This window comes from Arsukibacterium sp. (assembly GCF_018402695.1).
Taxonomy (GTDB): Bacteria; Pseudomonadota; Gammaproteobacteria; order Enterobacterales; family Alteromonadaceae; genus Alishewanella.
Genome location: NZ_JAGYIM010000007.1, coordinates 166,091 through 184,363, shown reverse-complemented (window position 1 = coordinate 184,363; position 18,273 = coordinate 166,091). Strand labels below are relative to the sequence as shown.

The window sequence follows — 18,273 nt, the reverse complement described above, 5'->3', positions numbered from 1 at the left end:
AATTTTCAATTAACTCCTACACTATTTCTTCTATCGCCGTGAGGGCGGTGTTGGAACACCGCGCTAAACACTTTGGCACGGCGGTAACAGGGGTTCGAATCCCCTAGGGGACGCCATCCAATTTTCAATTAACTCCTACACTATTTCTTCTATCGCCGTGAGGGCGGTGGCATAATTTCTTTCTTTTATTTATTTTGAATCTCTAAGTCTTTTAGTAAATCCGCTACAAAATCACTAATCATCGGCTGGGCTGCAACATTAGGATGAATACCATCCGCCATCATTAATTCGCTGTTTATCGCAATGCTGTCCATAAAAAATGGCCACAGGGTAATGTTATGTTTCTCGGCAAGCTGTGGATAAAGTGCAGTAAATTGTCTGACGTAGCGTGGTCCATAGTTGGGTGGGATCCGTATTTGCATTAGCAGCGGCTGAGCATTATGCTGCTTGACCAGTGTAATGATTTTACTCAGGTTTGCCTGAATCAGCTCAACCGAAAAGCCCCGCAGGCCATCGTTGCCGCCAAGTTCAATCAGCACAACATCCGGCTGATGTTCTGTCAGCAGGGCAGGTAGCCGGGCCAGGCCACCTGAGGTGGTCTCCCCACTGATACTGGCATTGACCAACTGCCATTGGGTGTTTTCCTGCAGCAGCGCTGGCCAGCCCTGGTGTTGTTGCATACCGTATGCTGCACTGAGGCTATCACCCAGAATAAGTAATTTGTCGGCATAAGTGACGTTACTGATTAAACTGATTAACAACAAAAAGATGATGCGCATGAATAAAACACCTGAATTACATATTAAAGCAATAAACCTTGCTAAACGCGTCAAGGTCCCGGAGGGATCACTGACTATCCTGCATGATATCAGCCTTACAATCAATCGTGGGGAAACGGTAGCGATAGTCGGTGCCTCAGGTTCAGGGAAGTCAACCCTGCTCAGTTTACTGGCAGGACTGGACACACCCAGCGAAGGTGAAATTTATATGGCGGGTAAACCTTTGCATCAACTGTCAGAAGACGAGCGGGCTGGGGTAAGAGCGCGGGATGTTGGTTTTGTGTTTCAGTCGTTTTTATTGTTACCCAGTTTAACTGCATTGGAGAATGTTACGTTGCCTGCTGAACTATCGGGTGACAGAAAAGCCCGGGAGCGGGGTCTGGCCTTGTTAGAGCAGGTAGGATTGAGTGCCCGGGCCGACTTTTTTCCATCGCAGTTATCCGGCGGTGAGCAACAGCGGGTGGCTATAGCCAGAGCTTTTATTACTAAGCCGGCCATTTTGTTCGCAGATGAGCCGTCGGCTAATTTGGACGCGGTAACCGGCAAAATGATCGAGGATTTGTTATTTGAACTGAATGATAGTCAGGGCACAACGTTAGTGCTGGTGACCCATAACAATGAGCTGGCACAACGCTGTCAGCGCCAGCATAAGATGCGCTCGGGTAGTTTTGTCACATCTGACGCGGCGACAGAGGAAACTGCTCATGTTGGCTAGAATTGCAGGCCGCTTGTTCTGGCGCGAGTTAAAACGGGGCGAGTTATGGGTGATAGCTTTTGCTTTGTTTCTGGCCGTGGGCTCAGTTGTCAGCTTAAGCGGTATTACCCAAAGTGTGAAAAGTGCCTTGCAGCAGCGCAGTGCGCAGTTTACTGCTGCTGATAGGGTGTTGGGCTCGAGTCAACCGTTTGATGACAGTTTTTTTGAGGTGGCAAACGGGCTTGAAGTCGCTTCTGCCCGCCAAATGCAATTTGATTCAATGTTATTTGCTGGTGAGCAAATGCAACTGGCGACGATTAAAGCGGTCAGCGCCAGCTATCCGCTGCGCGGTGATTTAGTGTTACACCGTTCGGCCAGTATTACCTCCGGTCCTGCTGGCCAATTAACCCCGGGTGAAGTCTGGTTTGAAGCGAGATTACTGGACTTACTGCAAGTGAAGCCGGGCGACAGGGTTGAGCTTGGCGATGCAAAGCTGGTGGTAGCCGGTGTTATTGTCAATGAACCGGATGCACCTCTGAGTGTTTTTGGCGGATCGCCAAGAGTTATAATGCATCTGGACGATGTTGCCGCAACCAATATTGTGCAACCTGGGAGCCGGATAAGTTATCGTTACTTGTTTGCGGGTAGCAACACGGCGCTGGATAGCCTTACTGCCACCCTGAAACCTATGTTAAGCGTTCATCAGCGTTGGCGTAACCTTGACCGGGAGTCTGCGATTGGTAGCGCACTGGAGCGGGCAGAGCGCTTTTTACTGCTGGCAGGGCTGTTGGGGATAGTTCTGGCAGCTTGTGCTGCCGCAGTAGCTGCCAGTCGTTATAGTCAGCGCCATACTCAGGCCGTCGCGATTATTAAGGCGCTTGGTGCAACCACCGCTAAAGCAAGGTTGCTTTACAGCAGCCATTTACTGTTAGTGGTAGTGTTTAGTCTGGTGTTAGGATTGCTGGGTGGCCAGTTAGCCATTTTTGCTGCAGAGCTGGGTATAGGTCACTATATCAGCGATTATCGGCCCGAATTCAGCGTCAGGCCACTGCTGCTTGGCACCCTGACCTGTATTATCTGCGCGCTGCTGTTTGCAGCCAGACCATTATGGCAACTGGCCAAAACCCCGGCTATTGAGGTATTAAAGCAGCCCGCTGCTGCAATAAACCTCGATAAGTGGCAACTCATATTGGGTGCCGCGGCTATCTGGGGGTTGATGTGGTTGTTCAGTGGCGAGTTGCTGATAAGCGTCGGCTTGTTTTTACTTTGTGCACTATTTGCTGCCATTTTGCTGGGGTTTGCAGCTGTTATGGTGAAGCTGGCCCGCCCGGTAGCAGCAGGACAAAGCAGTGCCGGCAGGCTGGCGCTGGCGAATTTACGCCGCCGACTTTGGCCAAACAGTTTTCAGTTAATCACCTTTAGTCTGGCTATCTTCCTGACTCTGTTATTGTATTTTTTACGTGCCGAACTTATTGGTCAGTGGCAGCAACAAATTCCGGATGGCGCACCCAATCATTTTTTAGTCAATGTCAGCGCCGAGCAGCGTGCTAAGGTCACCGCGTTTACTGAGACAAATAATCTGCAGCCAGAGCCGTTTTATCCGGTAGTACGGGGCCGGTTAACCAGTATTAACAGTGAACAGTTGCAGCAGGAGGCGTCTAAAGAGGATCGCAGCGAGCAACGTGTGGGCGTAGGCCGCGAACTGAACCTGACCTGGCTGGCGCAAATACCCGCCAATAACAAGATTCTTGCCGGGCAATGGTTTAATGACGATACCCAGGCTGAAGTATCAGTTGAACAGGAAATAGCTGAGCGATTGCAAATAACACTTGGTGACAAGCTGGATTTTTCAATCGGTGGCCAGCAAATCAATGCAACGGTAACCAGCATTCGGCAGGTCGACTGGAACAGTTTGCAGCCCAATTTTTATATGATCCTGAGCCCTGATGTCCTGGCAACGTTTCCGGCAACCTATATTACGGCCTTTTATCTGGAGCAGGGCAGCGGTAATCTGATTAATCAATTGGCCCGGCAAATGCCTACGGTAACGGTAATAAGCGTTGATGCCATTATTAATCAGGTTAACGATATCATTGCCCAGGTGACTGTTGCCCTGAGCTTTATACTGGTTATTATCGCGCTGGCAGCGGCGTTAGTCCTGGTCGCTCAGGTGCAGGCGACATTAGAACAACGGGAGCAGGAGCTGGCCATTTTGAGGACTCTTGGCGCTAAGTACGTATTCTTGCGAAATGCGCTGTTACTTGAGTTTGCTTTTCTGGGTGCCCTGGCCGGTTTATTTGCGACTGTGCTGGCTGAGTTACTATTGATGATACTGCAGCAGCGGGTTTTTGAGATGCCCTTTCAGTTTCATTTTGCGCTGTGGTGGATGGGCCCCGTGATCGGTATTGTGTCGGTAAGCGCTCTGGGCTGGTGGCAATTGCGTCGCCTGCTACAGATACCGGGAGCGGTATTGATCCGACGGGTTATTCAAAGTTAACGGGTGAGGTTACAAGCCTGAAGCTATAAATCTGTTTCTATAAGTCTAGGTCTGCCAGCGCAGCTGGCAGCTTTGGAAACTGAAATTTGAAACCAGCATCCAGCGCTTGCTGTGGCACTACCCGTTGCCCATACAATAAAATATCTGCCATTTCACCGAACATCAGTCGTAGCATAAAAGCTGGCATCGTTAGCCTGGCGGGGCGGTTCAACCGCTCGGCCAACGCCTGACTGAATTGTTTATTGGTTACGGCTTTTGGTGCAACGGCGTTAAAGGGGCCCTGCAAAGTAGGAGACTGCAGCAAGAAGTCGATTAACTTAACGATGTCATCAATATGGATCCATGACATATATTGCTGACCGTTACCGATGGGGCCTCCCAGGCCAAAGCGGAATGCTGGCAACATTTTTGCCAGGGCGCCGCCCTGATCAGACAACACTATGCCTGTGCGTAATAAGCAAACCCGGGTCTTGTCACTGGCCGCCCGCAGGGCGAGGTTCTCCCAGCGGGCACATATGTCATGACTGAATTCGGGATAAAAGGCACTGTGTTCTTCACAAATAAACTCGGTACCCTGACGGCCATAGTAACCCACTGCAGAACCACTGATCAGGCATGCCGGTGGTGTGGTGGCTGCCTGAATGTACTCGCTCAGTTGTTCCGTAAGCTGCCAGCGACTGTCGCAGATACGTTGCTTTTGTTTGTCCGTCCATCTTTTATCTGCTATCGGTTCACCGGCTAAATTAACAACCGCATCGAGCTGGTTAAAGTCGACTTGTTGCAGGGTATTAACATAGCGTAGTGCTGAAGTTTGCTGCAGGTTGGCAACAGCTTGCCGGGTTAGCACCGTTATTTGATGTTGATCACGCCAGTATTTGAGCAAGGCAGAGCCAATAAGACCCGTTCCACCGGTGACCAAAATATGCATTGTGTGCTCCTGTTTATCCGCAAACTGCAGCTAAGTATAGCCCTTTATAGTGACTATTTTACTTGTTTACCGATAAAGTGAGTGACACAGAGTCAGCAAACCGCAATGCATGAGGCTTATCAATCTCAACTTCAGCAAAGCGGACAGCAGGATGCGCACTAGCCAACGCCAGCACATCTGCTGTTAACTTTTCCAGTAAGCTAAAACGGTTCATTTCTACCAGTTCGATAATTTGCTTGGTAATGGTGCGGTAATTAAGTGCATTATTCATGTCATCACTGTTGGCTGCATTGTTTGCGCTATATTGAATTCTGGCATTAATAATTACATCTTGTTTATTGTTAATTTCATCGTCTTTAATACCAATAAAGGTTCGTAAACGCAGGTTTTTTATCTTAATGGTTGCAGGGTTAAGTTCCATGATGGTTTTTCCTCAAAATATTTCATTGCTTTACGGTAGCAGTAGGCGGGGCGATCAGTGATAGTTTATAACTTGGTTGTTGAAAATTTTATTATTCGGGAAATATAAGTTCGAATTTGGCGCCCCCCAGCGGGCTTTCGGTAACTTGCATTCCTCCGGAGTAAGACGAAACTAATTCTGCAACTATTGACAAGCCAACGCCGTGACCATCTTTGTAGGTATCAAGCCGGGTACCACGGGCAAATAGTTTTTTTCTGTCATCTTTGGCGATGCCCGGACCATCATCTTCAATAATCAGATTAAGCGGGTTCTGGCTTACCGTCAGTTTTACCCGGTGTCTGCAGGCTTTGCATGCATTGTCGAGTAAGTTACCCAGCATTTCCATCAAATCAGTCTCATCGCCCCGGAATGTGGCATTAGCCGGGCAGTCTATCTGGATATCTAAGTCTTTATCCCGGTAAATCTTTTGCAGAGCGTTACAGAGCTTATCGATATGGGGCATAATTTCAAATTGCTTTTTCCAGATATCCTGGCCAGAACTACTGGCTCTTTTCAGCTGATGATCAATCATGGCGCTAATCCGATCAAGCTGTTCTTTCAATTCTGGTTGTTGGCTTAGCACGGAGGTATTTAACACGGCTACCGGTGTTTTTAAGGCATGAGCCAGATCGCTCAGATGGTTTCTGTAACGTTGTTTTTGCCGGTTCTGGTTGGCCAGTAGCAGGTTCAAGTCTTCTTTAATTGTGGTTAACTCTGCCGGGTAGTTACCATTAAGATGGTCCTGCTCACCCCCTTCTAATTTACGTATTTCCTGATCAAGTTTACTCAACGGTTTGGTAGTCCAGTAGTATGCCAGGACGCTAAATAATACCAGGGCCGCACCAATCCAAACAAACCAGGTAAGCAGGGTATTGCGAAAGCTCAGATACGGCGCGGTTAACATGGCATCAGTTTGCACGATGTGAATGGTTAACGGCCGGGTTTGCTCGCCCGAATCGAATAACAGGGCAATACTCAGTAGCCAGTACTCCTGTGCGTCACTGACATAAGGATAAAAAAGGTGCTCACCCGGAACCAGAGTGGTGTCAGGAGGACTGAATTTCTGGCTTAACGATGAGTCTGACTGCCAGACAATACTGTCAGTGTTATTGCTTTCAAAGCTGCTACTGTTGACTGACATACTGTCACTTGCCGCACCGCCAGAACCAATGCTGTCATTGCTGGTAATATAAGCACTTAAACCGGAGTCAGGCCGGAAAAAATCCGGCGATAACGTATTATTGCTGAGTTCTATTTTGCCATCATTAATTTTCAAATCTGACAAAATAGCGTACATATGTACTTCTAATTTCTGCTCGGCATTGGTTAGCAGCTGTGTGAAAAATGCCTGATCAATCGCCACGAAAGAGCTGGGTAATAATAGCATTAGCAATACTATACTTACCAAGCCCTGCCGCAGCTTGAGTGACAGTGTCATGCTTAACTGATCGTCAGATTAAAGCGATAACCACGACCACGTAATGTTTCTATCGGCTTTAATTCGCCCTCAGGGTCGAGTTTTTTACGCAATCGCAGGACAAATACTTCGATAACATTACTGTCTAAATCAAAGTCCTGATCGTAAATATGTTCGGTTAACTCAGTTTTCGAAATAACTTTATTTGGATTCAGCATAAAGTATTCGAGCACCTTATATTCGTATGCGGTCAGACTGATCTCTTCATCATTTACCCATACCTGCTGGGTTCGGCTGTTAAGCGAAACCGGCCCTGCACTGAGTGTCGGATCGGGTTGTCCTGCGGCACGGCGGATTAATGCGTTACACCGTGCCAGCAATTCCTCGCCGTGAAAAGGCTTAGTTAAGTAATCATCTGCTCCGGCATCCAGTCCTTCTACTTTTTCCTGCCAACTGCCACGGGCAGTCAGGATAATAATCGGCGTTTTAATTTCCTTTTGTCTGGCTTTGCGGATCAGCGTCAATCCATCCATCTTTGGCAGACCCAAATCAATAACGGCCAGGTCATAAGGGTATTCAGCCAGTTTAAACCAGCCATCATCACCATCTTTTGCGATATCAACACTGAACTGTTGCTGCACCAGCTGTTGTTTTATCTGATCAGCCAATAAGGTTTCATCTTCAACCACTAATACCCGCATTATTTATCATCCCTTTCAACCCGGCCGGTACGATTATCGACCAGTACGGTAATTACCCTGCCATCAGCCTGAATTAACCGAATCCGATAATGGTGGCTTTCAGTCTGCACTTTTAAAATTTTCCCCGGGTAACGTTGTTGAGCAAGCGTTGCCGCTTGTTCCTTTGTGACGTCGGGTTGTTTGTTACCAAGTGCCACCGCGTCTGGCGTCAGTGATACCACTAACAACATGAGCAACAACAGCAGTGAACGACGCATGCGATTCTCCACATTTGGTTTAAGTCGTATGTTACCTAACTATATCGTAGGCAACAATAAACTTAGTAATGCAATGAACACCCAGCCTATGCCACTCAGCATTAATTGTCGCTGAATAGAGACACTATTAAAATTGATAATTAAAGTTGCAAATATATTGCAAAAGTTAAAATATGTCCTAATTTATATTTGATTGGTATTAAAAATGTTGCTTCTCTGGGTCTTACGCCAGGTCACTGTTTAAAGGACCAATCTAAACAGTTGTAGTGGCTTAAACTTTTTACCTATAGCTTTGCAGGGATGCAACCAAAAAATATTAAGGAAGAAACTATGAAAAACGTAATGATAGCATTGTTACTAACGGGCCTTACTTTAACAGCAAACCAGACTCTGGCCGCTAAAGCGGGTGCCACACTGGATAAACAAACTGCTACTGCTCAGCAACAGCAGAAATTGAATCTTAATAACGCCAGTGCTGAACAGCTGGAAGCCGTACCGGGTATTGGTAAAGCCAAAGCGCAAGCCATATTAAACTATATTCAGGAAAATGGCCCGATAACAAGCCAAAAACAACTGACAGAAGTTAAAGGTATAGGCGACAAACTGGCAGCAAAAGTTGCCCAGTATGTCAGCTTTAACTGAGCGTCAGCTTGTCGATTAAAGACCAGGCCTTAGGGTTAATCTCCTAAGGCTTTCATTTGCTCATTAGCCCACTGCACAGCGGTGTGATAGGCGTCTGGTACTTTGTCACTGGCAATACCAAGTTGATTCATCGCTTGATTTGCCTGCTGCCACTGTGCAGCTTCATAATATTTTATCAGGGCCATATAGTCGGCAAGCACGCCGCTGTTTTCCACCAGCGCATCTTTAATTTCTTTAGCCAGTGGTAACTTCTCCATTACACTGGTAATGGGTTCATCTAAAATGGCATCCATCAGCGACATTAAGCCGGTCAAAAATGCTTTGCCAGTGTCTACTTTGCCATCAATACTGGCGAGGCCTTCTGCAAAGCGGGCCCGGGTCATTGACATCCGCATTAGTTCAGCCGGTTTGTCGCTGCTGATTTGTGCCGTGAACAGTAGCGACAGAAATTTCTTCAGTTCAACCTGACCTAAGACTACCAGGGCTTGTTTAATAGTTTCTATTTCGGCTCTGCGCTTAAATATAGAAGAGTTGCTATAACGCAGTAGTTTGTAGGATAAGCTGACATCACGCTGGAAAATGTTAGTTATTTTAACCAGATCGAGCTCTGCTTTTGATGTCTCGTATAACAGCTCTGCCAGCGTCATTTGTGCTGGCGATAATGCTTTGGTTTGCATCATTTCTGGTTGAGAGAAAAAGAAACCCTGAAAATAATAAAAGCCCATTTCCAGTGCTTGTTGAAACTCTTCATTTGTCTCAACCTTTTCTGCCAGCAATTTAATATGCGGAAAGTCGGCAATAGCCTCTTTCACTTTTTTAATGGTATCAATGGAAGTATTGCGAAAATCGATTTTGATGATATCAATAAACGGATAAAAATGCCGCCAGACTGGCTGATGAATATAATCATCCAGCGCCAGGGTATAACCCAGTTCTTTTAAATGCTGACACTCTGCTAACAGGCGTTTACCGGGCTGCACGGTCTCAAGAATTTCTATCACTACCTGCTCTTTGGGGAGCATGCTGGGATATTTTTTTAACAGGGTCTCCAGGGTAAAATTAATGAAGCCCGGTTTATCATCCAGAAAATCCTCTAACCCAAAACTAAACTGGCTACCTTCAATCATTCTGGATGTTGCTTCATCGCCATCTATTTCAGGAAAAACATTGCTCAGGCCATCCCGAAACAATAATTCATAGGCATACAAAACTTTATTACGATCAAGAATAGGTTGGCGGGCAGCATAAAAATACATATTGCAGATTTCTCAAGTCATTGCTTGCGGTTAATTTAGCAAACTTTCCCCACAACGCGATAGCACTTTATTACGTTGTGGGGATCTGGTCAGCTATCTCTGGTCTGCCAGTTGTTGTTCCATCTTTTTAAACATTGTCAGCACACTGGGTGCCGGGTCACGGCTGAACTTACTCACGATTACTATTGCCAGCGTGCTCAGAATAAAACCAGGCACTATTTCATACAGCGTACTGCTTAAACTGGCGCCATTAATGGTGATAGGCGCGTAAATCCAGATCAATACCGTTACAGCACCAACTACAATACCGCTTAAGGCTCCCGCAAAGGTCATTCTGTTCCAGTACAGGCTAAGGATAATCAGTGGTCCGAAGGCAGCGCCAAACCCTGCCCAGGCATTGCTCACCAGTTGCAGTACTGAGCTATCCCGATCATAGGCCAGCGCAATGGCGACCAACGCAACGGCCAGTACAGATAACCGCCCAACCAGCACAAGCTCACGCTGGGTAGCATCCCGTTTAACAAATGCTTTGTAAAAGTCTTCGGTCAGCGAGCTGGACGTCACCAGCAACTGAGAGGAAATAGTGCTCATAATCGCTGCTAAAATGGCGGCAAGTAAAAAGCCAGCGATAAAAGGATGGAACAGAAATTGGGAAAATACGATAAAGATAGTTTCCGGGTCGCTCAGGGTCATTTTGGTTTGAGCAACATAGGCAATTCCGACAAAGCCCGTCATCAGTGCGCCTACTATCGTTACCAGCATCCAGCTCATCCCAATACGGCGGGCTGTTTTAATATCTTTTACAGAACGAATAGCCATAAAGCGAACAATTATATGTGGCTGACCAAAGTAGCCCAGGCCCCAGGACAGGGCAGAGACAATAGCAATTGCCGATGAGGCACCGACCCAGTTAATTAATTGCGGGTCAATTGTTTCAACAACCTGTTTTACTTCACCAAAACCACCAAGATGGTCCAGTGCCACCACGGGAACCAGCACCAGGGATATAAACATAATACAGCCCTGCACGAAGTCGGTCATACTGACAGCCATAAAGCCACCAATCAGCGTGTAAATGACCACGACTCCGGCAGTTACATAGAGCCCGAGTTCATAACTGAGATTAAATGAGCTTTCAAACAACTTGCCGCCGCCCACCACACCAGATGAGGTATACAGGGTGAAGAAGACAACAATAACCAGTGACGACACCACCCGTAGTAGCCGGGTTTTATCCTCAAAACGCTTTTCAAAGTAATCAGGAATAGTTATCGCATCATGCGCTACTTCGGTATAGACCCTGAGTCTTGGTGCAACGACGATATAGTTAATGTAGGCACCAATTAATAAACCAACCGCTATCCAGGCACTACTTAAGCCTGTCAGATACATGGCACCAGGCAACCCCATCAACATCCAGCCACTCATGTCCGATGCACCGGCAGACAATGCGGTAACACCGGGGCCTAACTTGCGGCCGCCCAGCATGTAGCCAGACACACTCTCATCCGTATTACGATACGCATATAAACCGATACCTATCATGGCCGCAAAATAGATACCCAAAGCAAAAATAGTTGCAGTTTCCAAAACATAGACTCCTTATTATTTGTTTTTATGCTAACAAGATGAACCCTGGCTTACCAGCGCTTTATGACTGCTCGTTTATGACAGTTAAAGAAACGCCGGCTGTAGCCGGCGGTAAGGTTGTTTGCAGAGCAGGAGCTGGTTGCAGGCCATTTGGCCGCTGAACATTGCTGATCCTGACAAAGGCTTACTCAGGATAGAGCGGGGGAAGATCACCTTTATTTGTCACTGGCTGCTTGCTCTGCTGATAATCTGACCAAGCCTGCAGCAAGGCGTCACCCTGCCAGTTCGCTGCGCTATCACTGTATAATGCCGCGTTTAGCTGCTCTATTTGCTCTTTGAATGCACCTGGCCTGACTTTCTGGCTTAGGGCACTTAATGAACCCTGGCTCAAAATGTTTTGCTGTCTGGCCCACAGTAACAGTTGTGCGCGGGCAGCGGCTTTGTTATCAGTACGACATGCTGCACGTAATGCTTTGCTATCGAACACTGACTGACCAAGGGGCAGGGGCCGGGAACGTTTGCGACTGAGCAGCTGCTGGCGCCATAGCAATAGCGCCAGCGTTAGCAGCCAGCCAGTCAGCAACGCCGAACTGGTATAGTTCCAGCGCCAGTCAGAGACTGGCTGGGGCGGGGTGCTAGCCGGTGCCGTGTCAGATTTTGCTGGTTCACTGGCAATGGTAACAGGGCTGGTCCGATCCGGATTGGCCTGCACCTGCACTGTCCTGCCGGGTAGAACCGTTTGCTCCAGACGATTGGTCTGGCTGTTCCACCAGGATATTTTAACCTCTGGTAACTCAAACTCTCCCGGTGTATTGGCGATAATGGCGCTGGTAATGACTTTTTGCGCCACTAAACGGCCCGCACGCTCCGCACCTTTAACCTGAGGTTGTTCCTGATACACTCTGAAGCCGTCGGGTAGTTCAATATTGAGTTCCGGTAATTGGTTAGCGGCGACATCGACGGCTGACAATGTAATGATCCGGGTAACAGGCTCACCCTGCATAAACTGCGCTTGTTCGGGTTGCCATTCTTCGTTAAGGGTAACCAGCCCGGCGACCAGCCAGTCACCATTGTAATTTCGGGGCTGGGCCTGCACGGTTATTGGCAGTGCTTCTGCTTCCCGTACTATGGTCCGGCTACGGGCAAAATAGCTTTGGCGGGCACTTTCCCGGTCAATTACATCTCCGGTAAACGTTGGAGGTACAATAGTAAATTCACCACTACGCTGCGGGGTAATGGCGTAACGACGAGTAATTGAGCGGTAACGTTCGCCGTCAATCAGATCGGTGCCCTCCTGATCCTGGCCTACCTGCTGGATCAGTGCGTCTTCAAGTTGGGGTTCTGATAAACTGCCTCGTTGAATATCACCACTGAAATAGATTGTGACATCATAGTACACCATCTGCTGCACCATCAGCTCGCTGCTGCTAAGTTTACTTTGCAGGAAAACATCACGCAATTTGCCCGAACCTTGTTGTACTGGCATAACTTCAATGGTGATGGGTTCACTACTGACGTTTTCCACGGTAAAAGCAGGGATGGTAAATTCACCGCTGGCTTTTGGCAGCAATGTTACTCTCCAGGTAGTGCTGTGGCTGACATCGCCATTAATAACGCTGGTACTCTGGTTAACTGATGGCACCATCACGGTAAAGTTATTATCAAGCACCCTGAAGTTGATGCTGTTGGCGGGCAATCTGCTGTCTGCTGTAACTTCCAGTAACACACTTTCACCAAGCATAACCGGATTTTTGTCCAGCCGCGCGTCAAGTTGGCTGACAGCAAATGCCGGTGAACTTAGCAGGGTGCCAAGCATTACACTAAGCAGCGTCGATAATAACAGGCCCCATCTTACCATTCTTGTTCTGCTCCTTTGGGTAACGCATATTGGCGACGTTTCTGATACTCAAGGTTCATCCGGTTGCGCAGTAACAGCCCCGGGTCGTCCTGAACCTTACGTAATAAATTGTCCAGTTGTTGCTGCTCTTCCTGATTAGCATTGGGCCACATCTCCCGGATGGCTTGCTGCATTTCGCTGTCGCTTAGCTCCTGTTGTTCTGCGGTAGCGGCCTGCTGCTCCGATTGCTCTGGCTCAGCCCCCTGAGGGTCTTGCTGGTCCTGGATTGAACTTTGATCGCTTGGTTCAGCCGCATCAGTATTTTGCTCGGTGCTGCTCTGGCCCTGGTCTTCACCGTCAGCGGCAGACTCTTCTGAGCTATCATTGCCGTCTTCTGGTTGCTGATCACCTTGCTGTTGCTCGCCGTTTTGCTGCTCACCATCTTGCTGCTGTTGGTTTTGTTGCTGTTGTTGCAACTGATTTAGCAGTTCAGCGTTCTGTTTTGCTTGCTGATGTTCAGGATCAAGTGCCAGTGCCTGCTGATAACTCTCCAGCGCTTCGTCAAATTTTTGCTGCATTGCCAGGCTGTTACCTAAGTTGGCATAGGCATCGGCGCTTGGCTGGCGCTTAGCTGCCTGGCTGAAGGCTTGCGCAGCGGCGCTATAATCCCCCTGGCGATATGCTGCATTGCCTTGCCACAGAGGGTCTTTAAATTTCTGCCGGGCATTCTGATAATCCTGTTGCTGATAATCAGTTATTGCCTGCTGAGCAGGTGTTTGCCAAAGATCCCGCCAGACGCTGGCTTCAGCGTTTGGCAAATAGCAAACAGGCAGTAACACCAATATCGGAGCACGTTTGGCCAGATAGAGTGCCAGCGGTAATAATAACCATACCAGATAGACGGCATTGTCCTGCCACAAGTCGCCTGCAAATTGTTCACTCTGCTCTGCCTGTTGCTGAAACTGGTTGTTTATGCTGGTTAGTAGCCCGGCTATATCGTCGTCACCAGAACCTGCAGCAGCAAAACTGCCACGACCCTTGCGGGCAAGAGCAGTCAACTGAGATAAAGGCACTTTAGGAATGACCACTGCGCCGCGGGAGTCCTTCAGGAGCTGGCCACTCTCCAGTTGCACCGGGGCCCCCTGTTCTGTGCCAAAGGCCAGTACTGACAGACGGTGTGGCCAGTTATCCAGCCGTTGCATAATCCGGGAATAGTCTGCAGAAGCAAAACCATCAGTAAACAGCACAATGTCGCCCTGAGTGTGGCCGGCCTGTCGCAACAGATCGTCAGCCTGAGTTAACGCGGCTTCAATATTTGAACCCTGGACCGGCATTAATTCGGGTTTCAATTCATTAAGAAGTAACCGGACATTATTAAAATCGGGAGTCAACGGTGATATCACGAAGGCATCTCCGGCAAAGCTAATCAGTGCCAGTTCGCCCTCAGTCAACTCGTCAATAAAGTCGAGCGCTTTAAATCGTTGCTGACTAAACCTGTCCGGAGACATATCAGTGGCACGCATTGACATCGACATATCGACAATAAGCACTGTGGCCTTATTCAGGGTAAACGTCGGTTGGGGCTGTTTCTGCCAGCTGGGGCCCGCCATCGCCAGCACTGTCAGCAGCCAGCACAATAGTAAAATCGGTAATGCCAGCGGATTTTGCTGTAGCAACAACTTGCCACTGAGCATTAGCTGTTGCAAATGTGGGGCAATGACCCGCTGCCAGGCGCTGGCTTGTTGCCGGTAATTTAAAACTAACAGCCACAAAATGACGACAGGTACCAGTGCCAGCAGCCACCAGGGTCGCATTAAATGAAAATCAGCCAGCAGGTTCATACAGCCTCCGCCAGTTAATACGCAGGATTGCCAGGCCAAAAGACAGTAGTAAAGCAATCCCCAGCGGCCAGTGCAGCAGGCTGTACTGTGGCCGGTAAGTCAGATCATCGCGGCTAATAGGCTCCAGTTGATCCAGCAAACGATAAATTTGCGATAATTCTGCCAGATTCCGGGCGCGAAAATACCTACCGCCGGTTTCGTTGGCAATATGCGTTAACAGTTGCTCATCCAGATCCTGAGAGGGGTTAACGGTTCGCCGGCCAAACACCGTTTGTTGTACCATCTGATCGGCGCCAACGCCCACAGTATAAACCTTGATGCCAGCCGCTTTCGCCAGTGCCAGGGCTTCCAGTGGTTGAATATTGCCGGCATTGTTAGCGCCGTCACTTAACAAAATAAGCACTTTATTGCTGGTTTCATATTCATTCAGCCGTTTCACTGCCAGGCCAATTGCCTCGCCAATGGCAGTCCGTTGGCCAACCAGTTTTAACTGACTATCATTTAAAAATGATTGTACGGTTGCCAGGTCATAGGTCAGCGGGGTTTGCTGGTAGGCGGCGTCAGCAAACAGAATAAGGCCCAGACGGTCACCTTTACGCTGCAAAATAAAGTCACCGACCACCCGTTTCACTGCGGATAGCCGGTTCATACTCTGACCATCCAGGATCATGTCATTCATATCCATTGAGCCGGACAGATCAATCGCCAGCATCAGATCACGACCTTGCTGAGGCAGGGTAACAGGTTCACCGAGCCAACGTGGCTGACTGGCAGCCAGAACCAGCATTAACCAGATAAGCGCTTGTGGCAGGGTGGAAACATGACGGCGCCAACCTGGACGGTGCTGCTGATTACCGGCTAACCTGGCGAGGTCTGGCAGGCTAAGCGCAGTTCCGCTGTCTTGCTGGCGTTTTTTAAAAAACAATGGCAAGACACTGAGTAACAGCAACCAGGGGTAACTAAGCTCAAACATCAGCGACCTCCTCTGCTAAAACCTGGCTCTTGCTTTCAGCCAGTGCTGTCGGCTGCAATTGTTTCAACCAACTTTGGGCAAACTGATAAAACTGTTGCTGTAGCTCATTCTCGGGCCCGGCCTGATAAAGCAGGGCGCTTAACGGTGGCAGCGGTTTATCGGGCAATTGCTGTTGTAAAAAATGATGCCACTGCGCAGTACTGGCGGTTAGTACCGGATGAGCCGGCGCATAATGTTTCACTACCCGTTTTAGCAACTGATTAATCTGGCCTGCCGCGGCAGGTTCAAATTGGTTGAGTAAAACCAGTGCTTGTCGTTTCGCCGCCAGGTAACGCCAGCGTTTATAACACAGCCAGCCGCAGTAGCTAAACGCGATGATAGCTATTGCCAGCAAAATATAAGCCCCCGGCGGAATTTGCAGGGGGAGCGAGTAAGCTGGTTCGGCGATGTCCACCAGCTGCTCAAGTAATTGCTGCTCAGCGGCCATAATGAATTTGCTCCAACTGACTGATAATGGGCTCGCCGGCACTAATATCCAGGTATTTACAACCGACTTGTTGCAGTGACATTGCCAGTTGGCTTCGCTGTTGCTGTTGTTGCTGCTGATAGCGAGCGCGCAGCTTCGGATCGGCCAGCTCTGCACTGACTACCTGCTGCTGGTTACGAATTGCGGCAATACCACGGGCCGATGCCGGTAACGCTAATTCCAGCGGATCACTGATCTGACAGCATGTTACCTCATTATGCTGACTAATTGCCCTGATATGACGCAACGCCTGCTCATCGAGCTGGCTAAAATCAGAAAGTATATACACCAGACTGCCTGGACGGCTTAGCCGTCGTTGCTGTCCCAGCGCTTGAGACAAGGTTATGCCGTTGCTGTTGACCGCGCTGTGATGACACTGCTGCAGGGCTTGCAGATATCGAAGCACACCATGGCTGCGCCCCTGTGGTTTTAATTCACGATGTTGCTGATTACTGAAAACCAGGCCGCCAAGTTTGTCGCCATGCTGTTTAACGTGCCAGGCGATAACCGCTGCCAGATGAGCTGCCTGTACAGATTTAAATAACAAACTGCTGCCAAAGCGCATGCTGTCAGTTAAATCGGTAACAATAAATACTGGCCGTTCTTTTTCTTCCCGGAACAGTTTGGTGTGAACTTTGCCGCTACGTGCGGTGACCCGCCAATCGATAGTGCGCACATCGTCACCCGGTTGATAATGCCGTACTTCGTCAAATTCCATGCCCCGGCCTTTGCTGCGCGCAAGATAGGTGCCCGCCAGTTTACTCTGAATACTGATGGTTGGTTTCAGGTTAAGAACCTTGGTGTGACGCTGATACCACAACAGCTCGGGCAACTCGACCGAGCTGCCATCAGCACTTAACTGTTTAAGCCATTGGCTGGCTGAAAACGCGGTGGTCATAGGGTTATTCAGGGTACGGGTACACAATTAAGAATTTCAGTCAGTACGTCGTCGGTCGTAATACCTTCTGCTTCTGCGGTATAGGTTAAAATCAGGCGGTGGCGCAGAACATTGTGAAACACCGCCTGAATATCGTCCGGCGTGACAAAATCACGATCTGCCAGCCAGGCTTTGGCCCTGGCACAACGCTCAAGTGCAATGGTGGCACGTGGGCTGGCGCCATAGCTAACCCACGATGCTAACTTTGCACTGTAAGCTGCACCATTGCGGGTTGCCATAATTAACTGCACGATATAATCCTCGAGGCTATCAGCCAGATGCAGCTGCAACGTGGCCTGGCGGGCACTGAAAATGTCTGCCTGGCTTATAGCTGCAGGCTGACTCTGCGCTCTGTTAAGCGCTTCGTTGCGGGTTAATCTGAGTATTTCACGCTCTGTTTCGGCAGTGGGGTAGTCGACTTTCAGGTGCAACAAAAAACGGTCCAGTTGGGCTTCCGGTAACGGATAGGTGCCTTCCTGCTCCAGTGGGTTTTGGGTCGCCATAACCAGAAATAATTCAGGTAATTTGTAAGTGGTGCGGCCCACCGTTATTTGTTTCTCAGCCATAGCCTCTAACAGCGCTGACTGCACTTTGGCAGGTGCCCGGTTAATTTCGTCTGCCAGAATAATATGATGGAACAACGGGCCGGATTGAAACTCAAACTGGCCGGTTTCTGGCCGGTAAATGTCGGTGCCGGTTAAATCAGCCGGCAGCAGGTCCGGCGTAAATTGCACCCGGTGAAATTCGGCTTCGACGCCGTGAGCCAGCGCATTTACCGCCCGGGTTTTTGCCAGACCCGGCGGGCCTTCTACCAGCAAGTGACCATTAGCCAGCAAGGCCAGTAAAATACCTTCAGTAAGCTCAGGTTGGCCTAATACCTGACTATCGAGATACAACTTTAAGGCGGAAAACGCATTTACCATAATGATATTAGTCTT

17 protein-coding genes are annotated in these 18,273 nt (G+C 48.8%); 3 read left to right on the top strand and 14 right to left on the bottom strand.

The genetic code is table 11. From position 1 onward, the window contains the following. Positions 1-185 precede the first annotated feature (185 nt). Positions 186-779 (bottom strand): arylesterase, encoded by a 594-nt coding sequence (locus KG631_RS00950; protein WP_213994803.1) that lies wholly within the window; start codon positions 777-779, stop codon positions 186-188. Between KG631_RS00950 and KG631_RS00945 the strand changes: the two genes are divergently transcribed. Together KG631_RS00945 and KG631_RS00940 are read left to right on the top strand one after the other, a co-directional pair. Continuing rightward, positions 778-1,494 carry an ABC transporter ATP-binding protein gene (locus tag KG631_RS00945; RefSeq protein ID WP_213994802.1) on the top strand — a complete coding sequence of 239 codons (717 nt, stop codon included), beginning with the start codon at positions 778-780 and terminating at the stop codon, positions 1,492-1,494. The two genes, KG631_RS00950 and KG631_RS00945, sit on opposite strands and share 2 nt — an antisense overlap. Then, positions 1,484-3,970, top strand: a complete 2,487-nt coding sequence (locus KG631_RS00940) for an FtsX-like permease family protein (protein WP_213994801.1) — start codon at positions 1,484-1,486, stop codon at positions 3,968-3,970. Before KG631_RS00945 ends, KG631_RS00940 begins: the two co-directional genes overlap by 11 nt. A 37-nt stretch (positions 3,971-4,007) precedes the next feature. On the opposite strand, the gene KG631_RS00935 is transcribed toward KG631_RS00940, so the two are convergent. From KG631_RS00935 to KG631_RS00915, 5 genes are all read right to left on the bottom strand, one after another. Continuing rightward, positions 4,008-4,898, bottom strand: a complete 891-nt coding sequence (locus KG631_RS00935) for a TIGR01777 family oxidoreductase (RefSeq protein WP_213994800.1) — start codon at positions 4,896-4,898, stop codon at positions 4,008-4,010. 58 nt (positions 4,899-4,956) lie between these two features. Next, positions 4,957-5,322: a dihydroneopterin triphosphate 2'-epimerase gene (gene folX, locus KG631_RS00930; RefSeq protein WP_349678698.1), complete on the bottom strand. Its 366-nt coding sequence runs from the start codon at positions 5,320-5,322 to the stop codon at positions 4,957-4,959. Positions 5,323-5,410: 88 nt separating this feature from the next. Then, positions 5,411-6,796, bottom strand: coding sequence for an ATP-binding protein (locus tag KG631_RS00925; RefSeq protein ID WP_213994799.1), 1,386 nt, complete (start codon positions 6,794-6,796; stop codon positions 5,411-5,413). Between the two features lie 2 nt (positions 6,797-6,798). Then, complete coding sequence (locus KG631_RS00920) at positions 6,799-7,476, bottom strand: response regulator transcription factor (protein WP_213994798.1); 678 nt, start codon at positions 7,474-7,476, stop codon at positions 6,799-6,801. Continuing rightward, the gene (locus KG631_RS00915; RefSeq protein WP_213994797.1) at positions 7,476-7,733 is read right to left on the bottom strand and encodes a PepSY domain-containing protein; all 258 of its coding nucleotides are present in this window, start codon (positions 7,731-7,733) and stop codon (positions 7,476-7,478) included. Before KG631_RS00915 ends, KG631_RS00920 begins: the two co-directional genes overlap by 1 nt. Before the next feature lie 330 nt (positions 7,734-8,063). On the opposite strand from KG631_RS00915, the gene KG631_RS00910 reads away from it, so the two are divergent. Next, positions 8,064-8,375: a helix-hairpin-helix domain-containing protein gene (locus tag KG631_RS00910; RefSeq protein WP_213994796.1), complete on the top strand. Its 312-nt coding sequence runs from the start codon at positions 8,064-8,066 to the stop codon at positions 8,373-8,375. Positions 8,376-8,410: 35 nt separating this feature from the next. Here the strand turns inward: KG631_RS00910 and KG631_RS00905 are convergent, their stop codons facing one another. From KG631_RS00905 to KG631_RS00870, 8 genes are all read right to left on the bottom strand, one after another. Next, entirely contained in the window at positions 8,411-9,631 is a 1,221-nt protein-coding gene (locus tag KG631_RS00905; RefSeq protein ID WP_213994795.1) for an HDOD domain-containing protein, read from the bottom strand. A 93-nt stretch (positions 9,632-9,724) separates the two neighbouring features. After that, positions 9,725-11,221, bottom strand: a complete 1,497-nt coding sequence (putP, locus tag KG631_RS00900; protein ID WP_213994794.1) for a sodium/proline symporter PutP — start codon at positions 11,219-11,221, stop codon at positions 9,725-9,727. Positions 11,222-11,405: 184 nt separating this feature from the next. Then, a complete protein-coding gene (locus KG631_RS00895) occupies positions 11,406-13,079 on the bottom strand; it encodes a BatD family protein (protein ID WP_213994793.1) in 1,674 nt (557 codons plus the stop codon). Then, on the bottom strand, positions 13,073-14,899 hold the full coding sequence (locus KG631_RS00890) for a VWA domain-containing protein (RefSeq protein ID WP_213994792.1): 1,827 nt from the start codon (positions 14,897-14,899) through the stop codon (positions 13,073-13,075). The genes KG631_RS00895 and KG631_RS00890 overlap by 7 nt, the downstream gene beginning before the upstream one ends. Continuing rightward, positions 14,883-15,872, bottom strand: a complete 990-nt coding sequence (locus tag KG631_RS00885) for a VWA domain-containing protein (RefSeq protein WP_213994791.1) — start codon at positions 15,870-15,872, stop codon at positions 14,883-14,885. The genes KG631_RS00890 and KG631_RS00885 overlap by 17 nt, the downstream gene beginning before the upstream one ends. Continuing rightward, positions 15,865-16,359 (bottom strand): DUF4381 domain-containing protein, encoded by a 495-nt coding sequence (locus tag KG631_RS00880; protein WP_213994790.1) that lies wholly within the window; start codon positions 16,357-16,359, stop codon positions 15,865-15,867. Before KG631_RS00880 ends, KG631_RS00885 begins: the two co-directional genes overlap by 8 nt. Next, a complete protein-coding gene (locus tag KG631_RS00875) occupies positions 16,349-17,296 on the bottom strand; it encodes a DUF58 domain-containing protein (RefSeq protein WP_213994789.1) in 948 nt (315 codons plus the stop codon). Before KG631_RS00875 ends, KG631_RS00880 begins: the two co-directional genes overlap by 11 nt. A gap of 8 nt (positions 17,297-17,304) precedes the next feature. Next, complete coding sequence (locus tag KG631_RS00870) at positions 17,305-18,258, bottom strand: MoxR family ATPase (RefSeq protein WP_213994788.1); 954 nt, start codon at positions 18,256-18,258, stop codon at positions 17,305-17,307. Between the last annotated feature and the right edge of the window lie 15 nt (positions 18,259-18,273).

What these genes read in the sequence shown, in the direction of transcription:
- KG631_RS00945 (WP_213994802.1), top strand. Translation starts at nt 778, where the DNA reads ATGAATAAAACACCTGAATTACATATTAAAGCAATAAACCTTGCTAAA.
- KG631_RS00950 (WP_213994803.1), bottom strand. Translation starts at nt 779, where the DNA reads ATGCGCATCATCTTTTTGTTGTTAATCAGTTTAATCAGTAACGTCACT.
- KG631_RS00940 (WP_213994801.1), top strand. Translation starts at nt 1,484, where the DNA reads ATGTTGGCTAGAATTGCAGGCCGCTTGTTCTGGCGCGAGTTAAAACGG.
- KG631_RS00935 (WP_213994800.1), bottom strand. Translation starts at nt 4,898, where the DNA reads ATGCATATTTTGGTCACCGGTGGAACGGGTCTTATTGGCTCTGCCTTG.
- KG631_RS00925 (WP_213994799.1), bottom strand. Translation starts at nt 6,796, where the DNA reads ATGACACTGTCACTCAAGCTGCGGCAGGGCTTGGTAAGTATAGTATTG.
- KG631_RS00920 (WP_213994798.1), bottom strand. Translation starts at nt 7,476, where the DNA reads ATGCGGGTATTAGTGGTTGAAGATGAAACCTTATTGGCTGATCAGATA.
- KG631_RS00915 (WP_213994797.1), bottom strand. Translation starts at nt 7,733, where the DNA reads ATGCGTCGTTCACTGCTGTTGTTGCTCATGTTGTTAGTGGTATCACTG.
- KG631_RS00910 (WP_213994796.1), top strand. Translation starts at nt 8,064, where the DNA reads ATGAAAAACGTAATGATAGCATTGTTACTAACGGGCCTTACTTTAACA.
- KG631_RS00905 (WP_213994795.1), bottom strand. Translation starts at nt 9,631, where the DNA reads ATGTATTTTTATGCTGCCCGCCAACCTATTCTTGATCGTAATAAAGTT.
- KG631_RS00895 (WP_213994793.1), bottom strand. Translation starts at nt 13,079, where the DNA reads ATGGTAAGATGGGGCCTGTTATTATCGACGCTGCTTAGTGTAATGCTT.
- KG631_RS00890 (WP_213994792.1), bottom strand. Translation starts at nt 14,899, where the DNA reads ATGAACCTGCTGGCTGATTTTCATTTAATGCGACCCTGGTGGCTGCTG.
- KG631_RS00885 (WP_213994791.1), bottom strand. Translation starts at nt 15,872, where the DNA reads ATGTTTGAGCTTAGTTACCCCTGGTTGCTGTTACTCAGTGTCTTGCCA.
- KG631_RS00880 (WP_213994790.1), bottom strand. Translation starts at nt 16,359, where the DNA reads ATGGCCGCTGAGCAGCAATTACTTGAGCAGCTGGTGGACATCGCCGAA.
- KG631_RS00875 (WP_213994789.1), bottom strand. Translation starts at nt 17,296, where the DNA reads ATGACCACCGCGTTTTCAGCCAGCCAATGGCTTAAACAGTTAAGTGCT.
- KG631_RS00870 (WP_213994788.1), bottom strand. Translation starts at nt 18,258, where the DNA reads ATGGTAAATGCGTTTTCCGCCTTAAAGTTGTATCTCGATAGTCAGGTA.